The 21,320-nt window shown below is 42.1% G+C and carries 13 protein-coding genes; 2 read left to right on the top strand and 11 right to left on the bottom strand.

Annotation, left to right across the window (positions count from 1 at the left end):
- Positions 1 to 3: 3 nt before the first annotated feature.
- Positions 4 to 1,044: an endonuclease/exonuclease/phosphatase family protein gene (locus tag U5J89_RS08675; protein ID WP_322575221.1), complete on the top strand. Its 1,041-nt coding sequence runs from the start codon at positions 4 to 6 to the stop codon at positions 1,042 to 1,044.
- Between the two features lie 4 nt (positions 1,045 to 1,048).
- On the opposite strand, the gene U5J89_RS08680 is transcribed toward U5J89_RS08675, so the two are convergent.
- The 8 genes from U5J89_RS08680 to U5J89_RS08715 all read right to left on the bottom strand — a co-directional run bounded on the left by U5J89_RS08680 (position 1,049) and on the right by U5J89_RS08715 (position 13,190).
- Positions 1,049 to 2,524, bottom strand: a complete 1,476-nt coding sequence (locus U5J89_RS08680) for an OmpP1/FadL family transporter (RefSeq protein WP_322575222.1) — start codon at positions 2,522 to 2,524, stop codon at positions 1,049 to 1,051.
- A 59-nt stretch (positions 2,525 to 2,583) separates the two neighbouring features.
- Positions 2,584 to 3,882, bottom strand: a complete 1,299-nt coding sequence (locus U5J89_RS08685; protein ID WP_322575223.1) for a hypothetical protein — start codon at positions 3,880 to 3,882, stop codon at positions 2,584 to 2,586.
- A gap of 119 nt (positions 3,883 to 4,001) precedes the next feature.
- A complete protein-coding gene (locus tag U5J89_RS08690) occupies positions 4,002 to 4,637 on the bottom strand; it encodes a response regulator transcription factor (protein ID WP_322575224.1) in 636 nt (211 codons plus the stop codon).
- Positions 4,638 to 4,676: 39 nt separating this feature from the next.
- The gene (locus tag U5J89_RS08695; protein ID WP_322575225.1) at positions 4,677 to 7,538 is read right to left on the bottom strand and encodes a ligand-binding sensor domain-containing protein; all 2,862 of its coding nucleotides are present in this window, start codon (positions 7,536 to 7,538) and stop codon (positions 4,677 to 4,679) included.
- Between the two features lie 122 nt (positions 7,539 to 7,660).
- Positions 7,661 to 8,515 (bottom strand): RNA polymerase sigma factor RpoD/SigA, encoded by an 855-nt coding sequence (locus tag U5J89_RS08700; protein ID WP_322575226.1) that lies wholly within the window; start codon positions 8,513 to 8,515, stop codon positions 7,661 to 7,663.
- A 185-nt stretch (positions 8,516 to 8,700) separates the two neighbouring features.
- Positions 8,701 to 9,870, bottom strand: coding sequence for a phosphopentomutase (locus U5J89_RS08705; protein ID WP_322575227.1), 1,170 nt, complete (start codon positions 9,868 to 9,870; stop codon positions 8,701 to 8,703).
- Positions 9,871 to 9,875: 5 nt separating this feature from the next.
- Positions 9,876 to 11,387, bottom strand: a complete 1,512-nt coding sequence (locus U5J89_RS08710) for a GAF domain-containing protein (protein WP_322575228.1) — start codon at positions 11,385 to 11,387, stop codon at positions 9,876 to 9,878.
- 6 nt (positions 11,388 to 11,393) lie between these two features.
- Positions 11,394 to 13,190 (bottom strand): M3 family oligoendopeptidase, encoded by a 1,797-nt coding sequence (locus U5J89_RS08715; RefSeq protein WP_322575229.1) that lies wholly within the window; start codon positions 13,188 to 13,190, stop codon positions 11,394 to 11,396.
- A 219-nt stretch (positions 13,191 to 13,409) separates the two neighbouring features.
- Here U5J89_RS08715 and U5J89_RS08720 point away from each other — a divergent pair, with 219 nt between their 5' ends.
- On the top strand, positions 13,410 to 17,069 hold the full coding sequence (locus U5J89_RS08720) for a multifunctional oxoglutarate decarboxylase/oxoglutarate dehydrogenase thiamine pyrophosphate-binding subunit/dihydrolipoyllysine-residue succinyltransferase subunit (protein ID WP_322575230.1): 3,660 nt from the start codon (positions 13,410 to 13,412) through the stop codon (positions 17,067 to 17,069).
- 163 nt (positions 17,070 to 17,232) lie between these two features.
- Here U5J89_RS08720 and U5J89_RS08725 read toward each other — a convergent pair whose 3' ends face one another.
- The 3 genes from U5J89_RS08725 to U5J89_RS08735 all read right to left on the bottom strand — a co-directional run bounded on the left by U5J89_RS08725 (position 17,233) and on the right by U5J89_RS08735 (position 21,303).
- Positions 17,233 to 18,675 (bottom strand): sugar porter family MFS transporter, encoded by a 1,443-nt coding sequence (locus tag U5J89_RS08725; RefSeq protein ID WP_322575231.1) that lies wholly within the window; start codon positions 18,673 to 18,675, stop codon positions 17,233 to 17,235.
- Between the two features lie 34 nt (positions 18,676 to 18,709).
- The gene (locus U5J89_RS08730; protein ID WP_322575232.1) at positions 18,710 to 19,525 is read right to left on the bottom strand and encodes a glycoside hydrolase family 16 protein; all 816 of its coding nucleotides are present in this window, start codon (positions 19,523 to 19,525) and stop codon (positions 18,710 to 18,712) included.
- Positions 19,526 to 19,806: 281 nt separating this feature from the next.
- Positions 19,807 to 21,303, bottom strand: a complete 1,497-nt coding sequence (locus U5J89_RS08735; RefSeq protein ID WP_322575233.1) for a PKD domain-containing protein — start codon at positions 21,301 to 21,303, stop codon at positions 19,807 to 19,809.
- Positions 21,304 to 21,320: the final 17 nt, after the last annotated feature.

Below are 21,320 nucleotides of genomic sequence, written 5' to 3' on the forward strand. Positions count from 1 at the left end.
TTAATGAAGTTTTCATTTCAAAAACTCCCCTATTTCCTTACTGCCTTACTGTTTGTTTTAGCATCATGTGGCACGCCCTATCAACCCGAAGAAGAACCCGATGAAGAGGAGGAACAGGAAGAAATTGAACAGAATGATCCAGTACCTCCCGATGGAGTGCTTGAAACGGTAACTTGGAATATTGAATGGTATGGTTCGGAATCCAACGGCCCTTCAAACGAAGAGCTACAGACAAAAAATGTTGTTGAAGTTGTAGACTCTTTGAATGCCGATTTGTATGCCTTTCAAGAAGTGGCAAACCAAGATGCACTAGACAATATTATACAATATATGGCTGGATACCGTGGCTTTACGGCCAATCACGTTCCAAGAAATCAGGATATGACCTTTGTTTACAATACTAATACCATTGACTCTCTTGAAGCCGGATCAATTAAAGATGTAAGGGAAGCCTATCAAAGTGATTGGTCTTACTATTGGGCCAGTGGCCGAACACCCCTATTCTTTCGCTTTAACTACACGTATGAAAATACTACCCAGGAATTCTATGCAGTAGTAATTCACGGAAAGGCCAATACTGGTAGCAGTTCAGAGGAATACGCTGAAGCCTACGAACGTCGGCAAAAAGCTGCGGAGGGACTTTATTACTACTTAAAGGATAATAAACCGGATGCCAATATTATTCTGTTAGGAGATTACAACGATGATGTTGATGAATCAATTTATTATGAAGAGCAAAGTCCTGACAACTATTCCCAAACACCGTATTATCAGTTTGTGAATGACACAGATGACTTTGATGTAATTACCAAAAAGTTCTCTGATGCCGGCGAATCAGCCTCTGTGCCTGAGGAGTATACAGATCTTATTGATCATATTACGATCAGTGATGAGCTTTTTGATGAGCACATGCAAAACAGCACGTTAATTCACGACCCTCGATCGTACATAGAAAATTACGGTACTACTACTTCAGATCACATGCCGGTTTGGGCCAAGTTTGATATTACAGCTAGTTCAAAATTGCAGGCCAACAACCAATAAATTCTTACAAGGTCATTCTAAGGCCGGCCATCACATTAAGTCGGGTCACCTGCTCCTGAACGACTTCAGTAACATCGGGCGTAGAATAGAGCGCATTTTGATCATCCCAGAAACTGTATTGGAGGCCAAAATCGAATGTAAGACCTTTGGTTAAAACGGCACTAAATCCACCGCTGATAAATTGGCGCTCACTATCAATACCATCCTGCGGACTGGGGAAATAAGCATATCCCAACCGAGTAGTAAAGGAATTATTGGTCTCATATTCCAAGCCGCCTCTCAGGTTTATAACATCCGTAAATGCCGATCGTACGGTACTATTGATATCATTCTCAAGGGGATTGAGATCCAGCTCATCAAAATCAATTTCTGCATCCGAGTAGGCTATAACCTCGGCCGATCCCGATAGCGTAAGCTTCGGAATCCCCTTAAATGTTAGGCCCGCTTTAATTCGCTGTGGACGTGTTATAGTGTATGAAAATGCGCCGGGTGCATCATCAGAAAACTGTATCGTATTATCGAAAGTGCTTGTTATTATTGTGTTGAACTCTTCATCAATAAAAAGTTTAGAGGGGAATTCGTAACTGGCGGCCAGTCTAAAATCGGGTATTGGTTCATAAATAATACCCAGTCGGGCACTAAATGCCTGAATTTCTGCATCTATACGATCTTCGCTTAAAATATTATCGATATCCGTATCGGGATTACCGTCACCGTCCGAATCGATAAATGTGGCATTGTAATCATTCTGCCGATCTGATTCCAAGAATTCTCTTCGATAGGTATATGTCCCGCTGTAATACCCTATTGAACCACCAACATAGAAATTCTCCAAAAATTCAGTGGCTAAAAAAAGCGAGTATTCGCCTGTTTTTCCGCGTTCGGTTAATTCAAAATCCTGATTAATACCGGGATACTGCGGAAATCCAATTCGAAAAATGGAAGAAGTCTCGGCGTAGGAGCTATCCGTGGTAGCAAAATCGACAGCATAGGCATCAAAGGCCGCAAAAAAGAGGCTGTCATCACTGGTAGTGTTATAAAAATCAGTGATGGTAGAGCGTTCATTTCTACCGGAAGCCGAAAGTGCACGATTAAAATCCGTTGTTTGACTGTATCCGCCTCCCACAACCAAACTACCACGGGTAGTGGGTACTTTATACACCAATCCCAAATCACCTATACCGGTTTGATTGTCGGAGTAGTTAGAAGTATTGCCCAAATAGGTACCCGTTTCGTCAAGAAATCGACTGCTTAACCCCATTGAGAGAAAACTTTCATCAAACAAAGCCATCGATGCCGGGTTTTCCTGATAGGCTCCGAATCCGGTAGCATTGCTAACTGCAGGTGTTACCAAACTAACGGGATCATAGGATGGATATTCCAGACTGTATCGCAGCACGTCATCCGCACTCTGAGCCATAATTTGAGTGGAAGAGATAATAAACACACCGATGAGTAGCAGAATACTTTTTTTAGACATACTTCTATCATTCATGAATTAAAAATGATTTCTTTTGTTGGAATGTGGTCGCTTAGCTATCAGTTGCCGCGACTTCGGTCAGAACCAGATGAAGAGCTGCTGTTATCACTCCGGCTTCGGGACGAAGAACTACTGCCTCGCGAACGTGAATTGCTGGACGACGATTTGCTTTTTGTAACCGAGCTGCGATTATTACTGCTCGAATTACGGTTTATAGCCGACCTGTTTGTTGATGGATAACTGCTTCTGGTACGTAATGTTCGCCCATTATTTCCATTCGAAAAGCTGCCAGCACTCTGCTCGAAAAAGTTCTTCATTCGGTTAAAAAACGTGGGTGTTCTATCCCTGTCGCTATTTAATCGAGAGCGGTTTATATAATTATTTCTATGATTATTCCTGATTCGAGCTCTAATTTCTTCCAGCTGTTTTTCATCAATGACCAACGGTATCTCGTCACTGCTGCTGCGATAATCATATCTACTTCTCTGATTGTTATCGATTTGATCCTGCCCTCTTGTTCGGCTTCGACTTGAGGAGCTGTTATCCCGGCTTTTGTCACGATTAACGGATGATGAACGATCAGACGTACCTCTAGTACGAGTTGTCCCTACCGATCGGGTACGAACGGTTGACGATGTTCGATTAGTCACCGCAGCACTTCGATCCCTGTTAACTGACCTGGATCTATTGCCTTCCGTCTCTACGCGATTTGTGCCAATAGAACGCGGACCATAACGGCCATTATTATTATCTCTTACTTTTTTATCGGGATAATATCCATAACCATATCCAGACTTTCCATAATAATTCCAATATCCATAGGCATATCGACTGTAATATCGATGCCAATAGTAGTCATAATAGGGATTATAGAATGGATCATAATAACCGTAATGATAACTTGGCCATCCCCAACTTAAACTAATAGAAAATCCATAATGCGGTCGATCGTACCAGCGTCCATATAAACTGTGAAAAGCCCAGCGATCGTAGCTAAACGGGTTCCAAGAATAAAAAGACCCCCATCTTGAATATGGATAAGAATTATATCCATACCAGTCATTACCATAAAAGTTATATACATCGCCATACTTAGTGGCATATTCATAATCCTTATAGTAGACCGGAATATAGTCTTCGGTTTTCTTTTGTTGATACTCTGCCTTAGCTGCATTTTCATCCCCTTTATCTTGAGAAGACTCAGCTTGCTCTTCACCACTCCAGGAATAGGCGGGCGTATCGCTCGTTTGTTTCTTATCCGTAACCTTTTTCATGGTTTGACTATACTGAAGCTGCGTATAGCATCCGGTGAGAAAAAGTGCTAAGAGGGTGATTATAAACACTTTCACTAATTTCATAATAGACTCCATATTTTACCCAAATTGGCAGAAGGTTTCAGCTGCTTCTGTTATTATCTATAACAATAGTAGTAAGCAGAATCGTTGCATTCAATCACATATTCATGCGAAGGGAATTACTAAATTTCTCCCTTTAGGGACTTGGCAATAACTTCTGCCTTAGAATTAACGTGCAGCTTCTTGTAAATATTACGGATGTGTGCACGAACGGTATCAATAGAAATATCGTAGCGATCAGCTATCATTTTGTAGCTTAGTCCGTCTACAAGTCCATTTACAATATCATGCTCGCGGGGCGTCAGATCTGAATCGGTATTCTTTTTTGGCGCATTTTCCTGGAAATGATTAATCACTTTTCGCGCAATCTGTGGGGACATGGGTGCACCGCCATCAACCAGCTTTAAAATTGAATCCTTAATCTCTGGAAGAGAAGTATGTTTTAACAGGTATCCCGATGCACCCGCCCGTAAAGCATTAAATATTTTGTGGGAATCGTGATATACCGTAAGCATGATGATATCCACATCTTCATACTTCTCTTTGATCTGGCCGATACCTTTAATACCCGACATGCCTGGAAGCTGAATATCCATCAAAATAACATCTGGCGCAGGGTGCTCTTCCAGATATTCCTGCATCTCCTCTACCGAATCCACTGCAACGGGACACGACAGCTCATCCTGCATATCCAAGTAGCGCTGTATTAAATCCCTTATTTTTTTGTTGTCTTCAACAATTCCTACTACTGGTGCCATATTACCGGAGTTTATATATTTAAACTAAATACGTACTCATTAGTTACGATTCTCTACTATCACTTCAAAACCGTTCTTATCATTAAATGTAATTTCTGCATCAATTCGTTTCGCTCGCATTTTCATATTCCTCAACCCCTGCCCACTTTTTCGCGATCCCGAAACTTCGGTCCCATTATCTTTAATACCCATTGTAAATCCACTTCCATCAGCACATAACTTTACATCCACACGGTCGGCGTTGGAATGCTTGGCTATATTATTTACCGCTTCCTTATATATGAGATACAGATTTTCTTTTAATGATACATCCAGCTGTTGCTGCATATCACAATCAAAATCGTAATACACCTTACGGTCCGGCAGTACATTATTCATGTGATCCTGCATGCGATCGGTCAGATCTCCAACGGTATCGTTACGAGCATCAATTGACCACACGATGTCATCCAGACTGGAAACTATTCTCCTGCTTTGTGCACCAATTTGCTTTAGAGATTCCTCCAGCTTATCCGGCACCTCCATTGTTTGCAGAAAATCAGATTGTAAAGCAATTTCCGTTAGAGCTGAACCTACATCATCGTGCAGATCACTGGCAATTCGTACGCGCATTCGCTCCATTTCTACCATCCTTTTAACGCGATAGTAGTTATAAATAAACAGGATTATACCTGCCAAAGCGATAACAACCAGTGCAATAAACCACCATTGTAGCCAAAATGGAGCCTGTACCGAAAAGCTAATACTTGCAGCCCGGGGACTCCAATTACCATTAAAGTTTCTCGCTTTTACCTCAAAGGTATAATCTCCGGGCATAAGCGCGGAATACCGAACCGAAGGCTGTGTAGTTTCTTGCCATCCCTCATTCGAATTTTTTAATCGGTAGCGATATTTCATCTGGTGTGGAGCCGTAAAACTAATGCCAATAAATTCAAAAGTGATATTATGATTATCACTCCCAATATCCAGCGGCTCTTTAATTGATATAAGTTCACCGGATACGCTGATATTTTCTATATGTACTTTGGGAGCAGCATTGCTAATCTTCTCTTTGGAAGGATCAAAAACAGATACACCCCCTACTGATCCAAACCAAAGTCGACCGCGGCTGTCTTTAAACGATGCACCGGCATTCATTTCGTTTGATGTAAGTCCCTGATCAGTTGTAAGCAGTCGAAAAGGCTGCATATTTGTATTTTCAGCTCCCGATTGATAGGCTTGATAATCAAATCGAACAACCCCCTTGTTGGTTCCGATCCAAAAAATCCCACGATCATCCTGTTCTATAAAGTAGCATACCTCATCGGGCAATCCATCTTCTGGTGTTATAGATTCAAAGCTATCCCCGGTAAATCGGGCAATGCCCCCGAATGTAGCAACCCATAATTCCCCATTATCTGCAATTATTACATCCAGGATACCATTATTGGGCAGGCCATCCTGCAGCGTATAGTTTGTAAAGGTGTTATCTTTGAATCGACTTAACCCGCCATAGGTTGCAGCCCAAACTGAGCCATCAGCTCCCCTTTCGAGTGCCATTACCACATTATTAGCTAACCCGTCTTCTTCGGTAAATTGACTAAATTCTTTATCTCGATATTGAATAATACCCTCCCCATATGTTCCCAACAACATATCTGAACTATTGGGAAAAGGTAAGATTGTACGAATTTTACGATGGGGAAGCTCATGCTCGTCAAAATTATTAAATGTGTTATAATTGTAGATACTAAATCCCCAGCGCGTACCAACCAGTAACTGGTTCAAATCATCAGTTCGCAACGTATATACTTTATCATCTACCAAACCATCGCCGGCATTGATAGTTTCGAGTGATTGCCCTTCAATCTTGGTTATCCCGCCCCCGTAGGTTGAAACCCAAAAACGCCCCTTGCGATCTTCTGTAATTGAGGTTACAACATTATTGGGCAACCCATCCTCAATAGTATAGTTTTCAAATTGATCTCCTAAGAAAAGACTGATACCCCCACCAAACGTACCAAACCAAATATTCCCTTCAGTATCATAAAATGTTGAATGAATGATATTATTGGCTAATCCTTCTTCTACTGAATAGTTTTCAAATTCCCCGTCAGCAAAGTAGCTCGCTCCTTCTTCGGTACCCAACCATAAATTATTATTACCGTCTGCTGATATGGATTGAATTCGATTATTAATTAAGCCCTCTTGTTCGGTAAAACAACTGATTTCTTCATCAGTTACAGTACAGAGCCCACCCCTACTGGCCACCCAAAGGTCTCCATTTTCGGTTAATGCAAGATCCCTCAAACGATTATCCGGCAATCCATGTCGCGTTGTAAAGGTTCTAAAATTCCCGTCTTCCAGCTTTGTAAGCCCGTCACGAGTAGCAAACCAAATAACTCCGTTTTTATCTTCCAGTACATCCCGCACTCGATTACTGCCCATTCCATGCACTTCTCGATACTGAGTCAACTGCTGACTGGAATCCCAATGCCAAACCCCTTCGCCATCCGTTGTAAACCAAAACTCATTTTGACTGTCTTTATAAATTGATAAAATAGAACTCGAGTCCAGGGGCTTCAGCTCAGGTATGGTATGGATACTGTCTTTTCTCATGACATTAACACCGCCTTCAGTTCCAATCCACAGCTGATTTTTTTCATCTGCTAAAAGCGACTGTATTCCATTATTCAGCAAACCATCCTCAACGTAATAGTTCTTAAATCCAACGCCTTCAAAACGGTTTAAGCCATAACCCGTACCGATCCACAGATATCCGTCTTCATCTTGGGTAATAGTATTTACAACTGCTTCGCTTAACCCATTTTCAATGGAGTACGTGCGAAAGGGATATGTTTGCGCCTCCACTACAGCGGCCGTGCAAAGAAGTAGTAAAAATAAGCAGATTCCTTTTTTCATAATTATAAAACGAAGCGGCTGAGGAAATATTAAATGGCTACTCCCTATTCTATTAAAAGTTTAGACCAATAAAAAAAGCCCCGAAATTCGGGGCTTTCAATTTTCAAATAAGTTTATGGATTTTATCCTAAGTAGGCACGTAGCGCAGCGCTTCTGTTATGGTGACGCAACTTACGGAGTGCTTTCTCTTTAATCTGACGAACACGTTCGCGCGTCAAATCAAAACGCTCACCAATTTCTTCGAGCGTTAACGAGTGTTCGCGGCCAATGCCAAAATAGAGGCGAATAACTTCTGCCTCTCGATTAGTCAGCTTTGAAAGTGCACGTTCAATTTCAACTTTGAGCGATTCGCCCATCAGATCCATATCGGGATCGGGGGTTTCCTCATTTTCAAGCACATCGAGCAGGCGGTTGTCTTCGCCCTGTGCAAAAGGAGCATCCACGGAAAGGTGCCGACCAGAAATCTTAAGCGTATCAGCTACTTCCGAGACGGTCATATCCAAACTTTCTGCAAGCTCGGCAGCAGAAGGAACACGTTCATACTCCTGCTCCAACTTGGAAAGCTCTTTACCAATCTTGTTGAGCGCACCCACTCGGTTCAGTGGTAAGCGAACAATTCGGCTCTGTTCTGCCAGTGCCTGTAAAATAGACTGACGAATCCACCAAACGGCGTACGAAATAAATTTAAAACCACGCGTTTCATCAAAACGCTTAGCAGCTTTAATCAAGCCGAGATTCCCTTCATTGATAAGGTCGCCCAGCGAAAGCCCTTGGTTTTGATACTGTTTTGCAACAGAAACCACAAAACGAAGGTTTGCTTTCGTTAGATCTTCAAGTGCTTTTTGGCTGCCTTTTTGGATCTCTTTGGCAAGCCTGACCTCGTCTTCGGGGGTGATAAGTTTTTCTTTTCCAATCTCCTGTAAATAGCGATCGAGAGATTCTGATTCTCGAGTAGAAATACCTGAACTTCTAGCCACGGGATATGATGGGTTAAATTAGGATTTATTTACGTTGATTTGACCTGCTGCTAAAGATCACTTTGATAAGACAAACAAGTTAAATGGGATATATAACGACTGAATCGGATATATGTTGCCTATTCTAGATCTATATAATATAAGACTTTAAAATGTCAATTTCGAACCAACTTTGTCTACTCTGCTTAACTTTTATTCAACATTGATGTGCCCGGAAATGTTTCCGAAATTCCGAAAAAATCAGCTGCAGTACTTGCTATATCACTGAACGTATCACGGGTTCCCAAATTAACGCGTTCAGCCTTTTCAGAAGGACAAATTAATAAGGGTACAAACTCTCGGCTGTGATCGGTGCTTTCGGATGTAGGATCGTTACCGTGATCACCGGTAATAATCAATATATCATCCTCATCTAACTTACTTACAATCGCCGGTATTGCCCGGTCAAATTCCTGCAGACATTCTGCAAATCCTTGGGGATCAAGTCGATGTCCGAATTTTTGATCCGTATCAATCAGGTTTACAAATACAAAACTATCTTCAGCAGCCGACATCAGGCTTAACAGCTGTGAAATTCCCTCGGCATTGCTTTTTGTGCGCCGAAATTGGGTGAAATATTCATCGGTAAAAAGGTCAACTACTTTACCAATAGAATACGTTTTAATTCCCTGCTGCTGCAATTGATTGATGATATTATGTTCAGGCGGCATCATCGAATAATCATGACGTTTATCCGAAATGCGTTCAAAATTTCCCGGCTCTCCTGTAAAGGGACGTGCAATAACTCGTCCTACCGCGTGTTCGTCCTGCAGCACTTCATTGCGGGCAAATTCACACCATTCGTAAAGCGTATCTACAGGGGTTACATCCACATGGGCGGCAACCTGGAATACACTGTCTGCTGAGGTATACACGATAGGATATCCGGTTTCCATATGCTCCTTACCGTAATCGGCAATAACATCGGTACCCGAATACGGTTTGTTCACCAACGCATTTTCAACACCGATTCCCTCACAAAACTGATCAATAACCTCTTGGGGAAACCCATCGGGATAGGTTGGGAACGGCCGGTTTAGCTGTATACCGGCAATTTCCCAGTGGCCCGTTGTAGAATCCTTACCGGCCGACAGCTCCCGCATTTTTCCATAGGCACAAATAGGTTCCGATTCTACAGCTACTGATGTTAATGGAATAATATTGCCAAGCCCCATTCGCTGCAAATTGGGCAACTTAACTTCTGTTTCTTCACAAACATGACCCAGCGTATTTTCATCTTCATCTCCATATTCGGAGGAATCTTCTTGTGCGCCGACGCCAAGACCATCGATAACAATTACATAATAATTTCCCATAAATGTTATACCGCTTCGTTTTTATTGGATTTTAGTGCCTGTGATAAAGCTGATTTGGCATTTTTTAAAACTTGATAACTGTCACTATAGTCACTGTCTAAACGTACAAATCCCACTTTTATACCTGTTTCAATATGGATACCGTTTGAAAGTTCAAAGGAACCGTCGAACTTCTTTTTAATAGACTTACTCCAGTTTTTTACGGCATCCTCATCTTTGCTCTGGATTAAAAAGGAATACACATAGTCGGAGTTATATCCTAAAATTCCGTTATATCCGAACTGACTCGGATTAAATGATGCAATTAAGTCTTTCTGCATCTGATCCAATTGATCCATCCGCAGCTTAGTTCTCAGTTCAGGCAAATTAGATAAGGTTACCAACCCAAACCAGGTTTTCTGCATTCCTGAATCGGGTTTGAGACGATGTAATTCTGAATTAACAGTCTGCTCCCACAGCTCTGGCAAATAGGCATCATACTGATTTGCGAAAACAGAACTGTCAACATTCAGTTGCGGATTGTTTGAGAGCATTTGTAATCCCGCAATACGCACCAAATTTACCAATTTATGCTTGGTAGATTCCTTAAATATAAGGGGATTTTTATCGTACACCAGCACCACCCCCTGTCGCCGGTCTTTTATCATCAATGGAATAGCAAGCGTTGCACCCTCCGAGTTAAGTTCTCTTGGCGAAAGCCGCTTTGGATTATTGTTAAAATGGATGGCAAACTCTGCTTTTCCTTGCTCAACTGCCTCATAAGCCAGCGAACGCTCTTCCATTTTCATGCCGATAGGCGGGGCGTATTTGGCATTATCAGCATTCAGAACATTGTACCAATTGTTCATTCCCTTCGCGATAAATGAAACTCCGCCGTCATACAAAAACGATTGAATAGTACTCAATAGCTTTTTTATTAACTCTGTCCGGTGGCATCGAACCTCTAACTCCGAAATACAATCCTCATAATTAATCCACTCATCCTGCTGCTCGTAAAGATCACTGATCTCCAGGTAGGTATTCAGCACATTACGCAGCGCATTGATATACGAATAAATAACATCACTCTTATTTTCGGTAAAGATATGATCCCGGGATTCCAAAACCGTTATGGCTACCGTTTCCCCATTATTTACAAATGGAAGCAACGTAATATACTTGACCGGCACTTCGCTGTAGTAATGATTTAACGCGGAAGCGGGAATATCTTCACCGATCTCTATCGCTGTAGGTTCATCCAGATCCTTAAACTCATCGAGAAAGTGCTTGTCAAAACTAATCCGATCCTTAAACATCACATTTTCGAACACTGTCGATTTTGTCTCCATCACAAACTGCTCCCGCGAACGGTTAACCCAATACATATATACCGTTTCCATCTCGGAAGCACTCTGTAACAAAAAAATCAGGTCATTTAGCACCTGCTTGAATTCACGAAGTGCTTTTTCCTGACGTTTCTGCCCCATCAATTCGGCATTCGATCGTTCTTTATCCCGTGCCGTTGCGTAATTATCCATCCCCTGTTAATTTATCTTTTTTGCCAATTCTTCTGCCTGTTTAATCATCTCCTCAATAGCTGAAAGACCGTTGTCCCAAAAGTCCGGCTGCGTAATATCTAATCCCAACTTGCCAACTATGTTTTCCGGCCAGTCCGATCCTCCCGCGCGCAACATCTCAATATATTTATCTGAAAACCCATTTTCTGAGCGCGTATATTCTTGATAAAGTGCCAGCACAAGCAACTCACCAAAGGCATAAGCATACACATAACCCGGCGTATGTAAAAAGTGCGGTATATAACTCCACCAAAGATTGTATTCCTCCGTAAGTGTAACCGAATTGCCATAGACCGCTTCCTGTGTTTCACGCCATAACTTAGAAAAATCATCGGTGGTAAGCTCTCCTTTTTCACGCCGATGGGTATGCATGGCATGTTCAAACCGATTCATGGAAACCTGGCGAAAAACCGTTGCAATAGTATCATCGATTTTACCGATCAGCAGTGCCAGCTTTTCTTTGGGATCGTCGAGCTTGCGCATCAATTTTTGAAAAACCAACATTTCTCCAAATACAGACGCTGTTTCAGCTGTCGTCAAGGGCGTATCAGCCTGTAAAACTCCTTGCTCTCGAGATAAATACTGGTGGACTCCGTGCCCTAATTCATGAGCCAGTGTTTGCACATCACGAATATTTCCATCAAAATTCATAAATACATACGGATGCACCGACGGTACAGTACTGGCAGAATACGCTCCACCCCTCTTGCCATGCTCCATCGCAGCATCAATCCAGTTATTATCAAAAAACTTACGAGTAACAGTACCCATCTCTGAATGAAAATCGGTGTAAGAATCCAAAACCATTTCCTGGGCTTCATCCCACTGAATTTTCTTTTTGCTCTCAAGAATGGGCGCATACCGATCGTAGTCGTAAAGCTCATCATATCCCAGAAGGCTACGCTTCAGATTATAAAACCGGTGAACTAGATCATAATTGCTCGTAACCGAATTAATCAACACCTCGACCGTTTCGTCATCAATTTCATTAGCCAGGTTTCGAGATGAGATCCAGCTATCATAGTTGCGCAATTTATCATCGGTATGCTTGTCAGCCAGCAGCGTATTAAAGATAAACGTCAGCGTACGGCTGTGATCTTCGAACGTTTCCGTCAGCGATGCATGTGCTCGCTTTCGCAGATCTCGATCCGGCTCATGGAGCTTACTTAATACTTCTTGTTGCGTTAGTTCCTCTCCTTCTAACTCAAAACGGGCTGCCCCCATCGTCTCATCAAAATACCGATTCCACGCGCTACGCCCTGTCACTTTTTTTGCTGATAATACCTGCTCTTCCTTTTCACTCAGCACATGATCTTTGTATCGACGAGATGTTTCGAGATAGTGCTTGTACTGTTTCAACTCATCACTTTCGATCAGCTTTTGTGCTTTTTCATCATCTACATCCAACCACTCTACATCAAAAAACACCAGCATCTGATGAATTTCGGAAGAAAGCTCACTTGCTTCCTGTTTTAGCTTGCCGTATTCGGGTTTATTGGTATTAGTTGACCAGATGAGATGCGCATACGAACCGATCTTGCCAACCATTTCAATAAGCTCTTCATAATTTTCAAGAGCCTGTTTCATACTTTCTTCATCAAGATCGGCTACGTTCCCTTTATACGTCGACGCAAATTCTTTAGCCTGCTCAACGACTTTCTGTTTGTCATTTTCAAGAGCAGGATCATCAATAGAATTATAGAGATCAGAAAGATCCCAATAAACATTTTCTGCCCCTGTTTTTTCTTTCACTTTATCGTTCATAAATTGCTTGAAACCTATTTATAAAATCATTGTTGGGATATCGAAATAAGCAAAATAAAATCAAAAATTATCTCTGCTCAAGAATCGTAATTTAATATCACAATGATTAACTTTACGCTTGATTGTTTATGGTTTAAAGAAACCAAAAATAACATTCAATATTAACTCTTGCAGACGTTTATTTACTAATAATTTCAACCCACTGAATAAGACCATATTTTGAAGTCGCTCGAAGCTGTTTTCGGACCTAATTCCGCACTTGTTGAAGAACTTTTTAATCAATATAAAGAAGACCCTTCTTCTGTTCCCAATCATTGGCGCCAATATTTCGACGAAATTGAAGGAGTAGAGCAGGCAGAAGATCTAAAAGCTGAGGCACAAAAAGCCGGTAACGATCCGGCACCTGCCAAAGCTACTCCATCCAAGGCCAAGGAACAGAAAAAAACCAAGAAAGCGCCCCAGCAAAAAGAAGATGGCGACACTGACATCCCCTCAGGAGCTACCCTTGAAAAAATCAAAGGGATTTCCAGCAAAATTGTTCAGAATATGGATGAAAGTCTGGAGGTTCCTACGGCTACGTCGGTTCGTTCACTGCCCATGAAGATGCTTATTGAAGATCGGGTTATTATCAACCGACATTTGAAACAGCGTAATGAACCTAAGTCTTCATTCACGCACTATATTGCCTGGGCCATTATCAAAGCGCTGGAAGAATATCCGAATATGAACAACTCCTTCGCCTACAAAGATGGGGAGCCCTACAAAGTTATTCCGGATCAAGTAAATCTGGGGCTGGCGATTGATGTTCAAAATAAGGATGGATCTCGCAACCTCCTTGTGCCCAACATCAAGGGCGTAGATAAGATGAACTTTAAGGAGTTTCTCTATGCCTATTCAGAACTTATTGATAAAACCCGAAACGGCAATCTCGAAATTTCTGACTTCCAGGGCACTACCCTTACGCTTACGAATCCGGGAATGATCGGAACCGTGCAGTCGGTACCACGGCTGATGAAAACCCAGGGTGCTATTATTGCGACAGGAGCCATTGATTATCCGGCGGAATACCAGTCGATGTCGCAGGAGGTGCTTAATAAGTTGGGCATCAGCAAAGTCATGAATGTGACTTCAACTTACGATCACCGGGTGATACAAGGGGCTGAGTCGGGAGCATTCTTGAAGAAAGTTCATAGCTTGCTGAACGGCGAAGAGGATTTTTATAACGAAATTTTTGAGGATCTTGAGATTCCATACGATCCTCTGCCTTTTGGTGCCGATACTTATGTGGGCCAGCTCGATGGCAGTGGTGCAACGCTGGAACAAAACAAGCGCGCCATTAATGTGATGCGACTTATTAATATGTATCGCACGCGCGGACATGTACTCGCTGATCTTGATCCGCTGAGTGACGAACCGAGACAAAGTCCCGAGCTTGATTTAAGTTACTACGATCTTACCCTTTGGGATTTGGACCGCGAATTCTACTGTGGTGGATTAGGGGGCAATGAAAAAGCTACGCTTCGAGAAATCATCACCTTGCTCCGCGAAACATACTGTGGCAAGCTGGGTGCCGAGTTCATGCATATTCTTGATCTCGAGGAACGCAAGTGGCTACGCGAACGCATGGAATCAACCACGAATACGCCTGATTTAACCAAAGATCAGAAAGAGCAGATTCTGCACAAGCTCAATCAGGCGATGGCTTTTGAACAGTTCTTGCATAAGAAGTATATCGGTCATAAGCGCTTCTCCCTCGAAGGGGAAGACACGCTTATTCCTATGATGGATCACATGCTTGAAAAAGCAGGTCAAGACCAAGTAGAAAAAATATTTATGGGTATGGCTCACCGGGGACGATTGAACATCCTCGTAAATATTATGAACAAGCCGTACCGAAAAGTCTTTGCTGACTTTGAAGGAAATCTCGATCCCGACAGCATTCAAGGATCCGGTGATGTAAAATATCATCTGGGATCGAAAGGAATCTATGAGACTACGTCCGGTGAAGAGATTGAAATTGAGTTGATGCCAAACCCAAGCCACCTCGAATCGGTTAATCCCGTAGTTGAGGGGGCAACGCGCGCTACTCAGGATCACGACAGCGAAAATGCAGAGAAGAAAAACGTACCTGTACTCATCCATGGTGATGCAGCTTTTTCTGGTCAGGGCGTAGTTGCAGAGACCTTGAACATGTCGCAGCTAGATGCCTATAAAACCGGGGGAACCATCCATATTATCCTAAACAACCAAATAGGATTTACGACCCTTCCCAAAGACGGACGTTCTACAGAATATGCTTCTGACCTTGCCAAAGCTATTCTTGCTCCGATCTTTCATGTGAATGGTGACAATCCCGAAGAAGCCGTCCACGCTATGCAGATGGCCTTCGAATACCGCCAGAAATTTGGCAAAGATGTGGTTATTGACCTAATCGGCTTCCGGAAACACGGACATAATGAAGGTGATGAACCTGCATTTACGCAGCCAGGTATGTATCAAGAAATCGACAATCATCCAACGGTGCGCGACATTTATACAGATACACTGTTGGGTCGTGGTGAATTTACCGAGGAAGAGATGCAGGAAATCTTCAATGAATTTGATGAACTTCTTCGTGAGGCTTTTGAGGATGCTAAAAATGCCTCACCCCTTGAAGTTACCGAAGACATGATTAATCGTCATGAAATGACGCAAGAAGATTGGAACGAGTTTCCGGATACTACCTATTCCGAGGATGAACTCAAAGACATTGCTGTCAAACTCAATACGGTTCCTAAAGATTTTGATGCTAATCCCAAGTTGTTACGACAGCTTGCCAAGCGCGCCGAAATTGTTGACAAAAACGAACAAAAAATTGATTGGGGCTTCGCAGAAGCACTTGCTTTTGGATCGCTACTTAAAAACGGTACTACTGTTCGTCTGACGGGACAGGATGCTGAGCGCGGAACTTTCTCACACCGCCACGCAATTCTGCACGGAACAGAAACAGATCAACAGTTTATTCCACTTAATAATCTTGAAGACGACCAGGCTCCATTTTATCCATATAACAGCTTGCTCAGTGAATTTGCTGCAGTCGGCTTTGAATTTGGATACAGTGCAGCCAACCTTGATGCACTCGTTATTTGGGAAGCCCAGTTTGGTGATTTCGCCAACGGTGCCCAAGTGATGATGGATCAATATATCTCAGCGAGTGAAGCGAAATGGGGGCAAAATTCATCATTAGTTATGACTCTGCCGCACGGCTACGAGGGCCAAGGGCCTGAGCACTCATCAGCACGACTGGAACGGTATCTACAACTCTGTGCTGAAGATAATATGCAGGTTGTCAACCTTACGACTCCTGCTCAGTATTTTCACATCTTGCGTAAGCAAGCAAAACAGGATGACAAAAAACCGCTGATTATTATGTCGCCCAAGAGTTTGCTGCGTCACCCGCTTGCAACTTCCAAAACAGATGATTTGGCCAAGGGACAGTATCAGCCGTTTATTCCTGATCAGGAAGTGGAAGACAAGAGCAATATCGATCGATTGGTGATCTGTTCCGGAAAGGTCTATTATGATCTGTATAAGCAGCGTCAGGAAGAGGAAATCGACAATGTGGCTATTGCTCGATTAGAGCAGTTTTATCCTTTTCCTGACTTAGACATCAGTAATATTCTGGAGGAATTCAGCCATGTTGATGATATTGTATGGTGCCAGGAAGAGCCCAAAAATATGGGTGCATGGACATTCGTCTCTACACGTATTATGCAGCAGCTCAAAGATGGACAAAATCTTCGCTATGTAGGTCGACTGGCTTCAGCTTCACCGGCTGCCGGACAGAAGAAAGTCCACAAGGCTGAGCAGGAGAAGCTTGTAAATGAGGCGCTAAACTAAATATTAGTTGAGGATATCCTGATCAACTTCGGATATTGCTTATATAATTTCTGGCATCGTAGCTTTGCTGCGATGCCTTTTTATTTTGCAGGATTAAATTATCATGTAGCAGAGTTAACTGTGTTTAGAAAGCCAACAATCATACAACAAAAGAAAGGCTAGCTTAATCAACAACGTTTTTCTCAAGTGCTTGGCCCTTTTGGGCTCCTCCCCTTGATATATCTTCCAGGCTTAAGCCCTTAGTTTCGTCTACGAACTTTTTCACAAAAAAGTATGCAACTACTCCAAAGAAGGCATAGATACCATAAGAAATGCCAAGTCCCAGATTAGACAATAACACCGGAAAACTGATGGTAATTACAAAATTTGCGCCCCACTGAGCCATTCCACATACGGCAAGTGCAGCACCTCGATAGTGATTTGGGAACATCTCACCGAGCATCACCCACATTACCGGCCCCCAAGAAAAAGCAAAGAAAGCGATATAGGTATTGGCTGCAAGTAAAGCAATCATTCCTTGCGTTGGATTTAAGCTTAATCCATCCGGTCCCCCACTTGGAGCAATACTAAATACATAAGCCATAACTCCCAGCATAACTGCCTGTCCTAATGATCCCACCAATAAAAGCGGTTTTCGCCCTACTTTATCGATAAGCATGATAGCAACAAAGGTAAAGAAAATATTTACGCTTCCGCTTATCACATTTTGCAGCAGAGCGTCACCCTCCGTAAATCCCGCAGATTTCCAAAGTGTGGCGCCGTAATAAAAAATCACATTTATACCCGTAAACTGTTGTAAGATAGCTAAGCCCAAGCCAACCCAAATTAGCGGATGAACTTTCCCGGAATAACTGTCATAGATATTTTTAAGTTTTGGCTTTATCCCCTGTTGCAGGGTCGATTCTATATCAGCAACCTTTTCTCTAATATTAATTTTAGGTAGGATTCCCTTAAGCACCTTTCCGGCTTCCTCTACTTTTCCAGCTGCAACTAAATATCGAGGGGATTCCGGGATGGCCAGCAATGAAACAAAGAATACAGAAGCAGGAATTATTTCAGCCCAGAACATCCATCTCCAGGTTTGAAATCCTCCCCATAAAACTTCTGTAGCCCCACCCGATAATCCGGCCAGCCAGTAGTTACTCATAAACGCCATAAATAATCCTATAACAATCATCAGCTGTTGTAAGGTAGCCAGACGTCCACGTACCTTTGATGGAGCTATTTCACTTATGTATGCGGGAGCAAGAATACTGGCAGCACCCATTGCCATCCCGCCAATAAGACGGTAGATTACAAATTCTATCGATCCCCCCGAAATGCCTGATCCCCAAGCACTTACTATAAATGCAAGTGCCGTAGAAATCATGATGGGCTTACGACCAAACTTATCAGCTAAGTTCCCGGCAAAGAAAGCCCCTACCATGGCGCCTAATAAAACAGAAGCTACATTAAAACCAGTTCCTGCAGAATCAGATCCAAAAGCTAATTGGATAGCATCAACGGTACCGTTAATAACCCCACTGTCAAATCCGAATAAGAACCCTCCCAATGCCGCTGCTGTAGATAATAGAATTACACGGCTAACATTATAACTTTTATCCATCTGAATTCTATTTTATTATGTAGGATTTTAAAAACTACTGTTTTTGATAAACGTGCACGTAGTCTACTTCCATCGTTTGTGGAAATACGGTTGTTTCATCAGGATATCCAGGCCAGTCACCGCCCACAGCAATATTTAACAAGATGAAAAACGGAGCATCAAATTCACGCATAGAAGAAGATTGGGTACTTAATGAAAAATACTGCTCGCCGTCAAAAAACCATTTAATCTGCTGGTCATCCCATTCAATAGCGTAAGTATGAAAGTCCTGTGACAACTTTTCTGAATGGGTTACTGATTCTCCTTTAGAAGTATGTCCATTATCATCCCAGTGCGCCGTACCATGTAAAATACGATCATTTTCACCGCCGCCAATCATCTCCAGGATATCAATTTCTCCGGTAGCAGGCCACGTCGTCCCTTCAAAAATGTTTTTACCTAACATCCAAAATGCGGGCCATATACCTTGTCCTTCCGGCATTTTAATGCGTGCTTCCACACGCCCATATTGCCAATAGTGATCATTTTCATACGTAATCATTCGAGCAGAGGTATAATTTGCACCCTGATAATTCTCTTCTCGTGCAGTAATCGTTAATACGCCGTCACCAACACGTGCATTTTCTAATCGATCGGTGTAATACTGCAATTCATTATTTCCCCAGCCACTAGCCCCAATCTCAAAGTTCCATTTGTCAGAATCTGGTGCTCCCTGATAATTAAACTCATCGCTCCAAACCAATTCATATTTTCCACTGCTTGCGGTCGTGTCTGAGGGATTTTCATCATCCGTTCCTGACGTTGTAATACCTTTATCATCTCCACAGGCATTTAGTGTAAACACCATCATAATACCAATAGTGCAAAAGAGAATTTTTTTTCTTAAATCCGAAATCATGATTAAAGTAGTCTAAGTTGAAATCTTTCGTTCATACATGTTACATTTTAAAACCATTTACTGCCCAGCTTTTTTTTCAAAGCTCTACTGGCAAACTAGTATTTAACAATTGAGTACTACTTTCCTATTAAACTCATCAGACCAAATAAAGCTTAGAGGTATTAAAAAATGACATCTATAAAAAATGGAAGGAAGCTAAACCTTCCTTCCATAAAGATTTAAAAAAGAACGGTTTAATTAGCCGATGTTAATTCAAAATCATCAATAAAGAAGGTTCCAGTCCTTCCGTGTCCTTCTCCACCGATCTGAATTACAATACGGTCAAAGTCTTCGCGATCGCTGACAGCACTGAAATCAAACTCTAAGTCTACCCACTTTCCAGTCTCCGATACCTGCTGGATCACTGTTTCTTGAGTTTGCCATGAATTACCACCCAGTCCTGTTTCACCGTTAACATTATGGAGCTTTACCTCAACTTGCTTCAAGAGGTTTCCTGGTGCCCATGATTGTGCATTGGGATCTACCGTTTCATAATCATTGTAGGATGGCAAATAAGCCCTCAGTCGAATGAGGCTCCGCTCATTCAAGTTTAGTTCGTAACCAAGATCAATATATACGTTTTCAAATTGTCCCTCTCCTTTAGTGTATTTAGCAACCTTATTAGTTGTGTCAGGAACTAAAGGTGCAGGATCATCATAGCTTTCATTGAAATTCGTGATCTGATCAGTGACCCAGCTCACGTTTCCTTCCTCGTCAAAATTATCCTCCAGGGCTTCAGACTTATAAGGTAATATTTCTGGTGGATGTTCATAGCCTTCAGGAATCAATCGATGAAACCAAAAAAAGTTATTTTTTGTGTCTGAAAATCTAATTACCATCAAATTTTCTTTCAGTTCTAAGATATCATATGTCCTAGTACCTGTATAAAACCCCATAAATGAAGGTTCAGAAATTTTCAATCTAAGTTCTCCATTATCTGCTTCTTCTAATGAAAATGATTGATTCTCCGGAGCAGTGTAGGCGGTTACCAAATCATCACCGCCCGGACCAGCTGTCATAGGATTATTAAAAATTTCAGCATCTGAATATTCAGTTTTTAGGAAAACATGACCATTTGTTTCCTGCTTATAAACAAATCCATCATCAAGTTGAAAAGTATACCGATCGTCATAAAGACCAGCACCTGACTTAGCCTTTGGAGCGGCTTGCCACCATGCTGGCGTTCCATAACCATCCTCATTGGGATCAGCTGGGCCTAACCCCATATGACCAATTTGAGTACTATCAATAACCCAAGTTTTACCATTTATAGCATCAATACCACCTGTTAACATATTTAAATTTGGATCATCCAACATAGCAACATTTGTCTCAGCAATAGTTACTGTGCTGCTATCTATTGCATGCCCGGATTCGGTAAAAATAGTTAGCGAAACTGTATATTCGCCCTTTGTAGGAAATTCACCAATAACTTCATCTCCTTCGGCCGTTGTGCCATTCCCAAAATCCCAAAGCGCCCTAAAACTATCAGACGTATTTGTGAAATGGATAATATTAGGGTTTTCGGAATCAGGTTCTGATGTGAAAGTTACATCCTCTGATGTTGGTGCGGAGCCTAGCTCACCGCCTGTCGTACTATCGGTACATGACGACATAAAAAAACCAACCATGAGTACTAAAAGCACCGTAAATTGATATGTCGGATTTTTTGAATTTTTGAACTTATACATAATGAAATACCTTTCAG

It is taken from the genome of Fodinibius sp., assembly GCF_034521915.1.
Classification (GTDB): Bacteria; Bacteroidota; Rhodothermia; order Balneolales; family Balneolaceae; genus Fodinibius.

Bases quoted from the DNA above. Each gene is read 5' to 3' on its own strand.
- U5J89_RS08675 (WP_322575221.1), top strand. From the start codon at position 4: ATGAAGTTTTCATTTCAAAAACTCCCCTATTTCCTTACTGCCTTACTG.
- U5J89_RS08680 (WP_322575222.1), bottom strand. From the start codon at position 2,524: ATGTCTAAAAAAAGTATTCTGCTACTCATCGGTGTGTTTATTATCTCT.
- U5J89_RS08685 (WP_322575223.1), bottom strand. From the start codon at position 3,882: ATGAAATTAGTGAAAGTGTTTATAATCACCCTCTTAGCACTTTTTCTC.
- U5J89_RS08690 (WP_322575224.1), bottom strand. From the start codon at position 4,637: ATGGCACCAGTAGTAGGAATTGTTGAAGACAACAAAAAAATAAGGGAT.
- U5J89_RS08695 (WP_322575225.1), bottom strand. From the start codon at position 7,538: ATGAAAAAAGGAATCTGCTTATTTTTACTACTTCTTTGCACGGCCGCT.
- U5J89_RS08705 (WP_322575227.1), bottom strand. From the start codon at position 9,870: ATGGGAAATTATTATGTAATTGTTATCGATGGTCTTGGCGTCGGCGCA.
- U5J89_RS08710 (WP_322575228.1), bottom strand. From the start codon at position 11,387: ATGGATAATTACGCAACGGCACGGGATAAAGAACGATCGAATGCCGAA.
- U5J89_RS08715 (WP_322575229.1), bottom strand. From the start codon at position 13,190: ATGAACGATAAAGTGAAAGAAAAAACAGGGGCAGAAAATGTTTATTGG.
- U5J89_RS08725 (WP_322575231.1), bottom strand. From the start codon at position 18,675: ATGGATAAAAGTTATAATGTTAGCCGTGTAATTCTATTATCTACAGCA.
- U5J89_RS08730 (WP_322575232.1), bottom strand. From the start codon at position 19,525: ATGATGGTGTTTACACTAAATGCCTGTGGAGATGATAAAGGTATTACA.
- U5J89_RS08735 (WP_322575233.1), bottom strand. From the start codon at position 21,303: ATGTATAAGTTCAAAAATTCAAAAAATCCGACATATCAATTTACGGTG.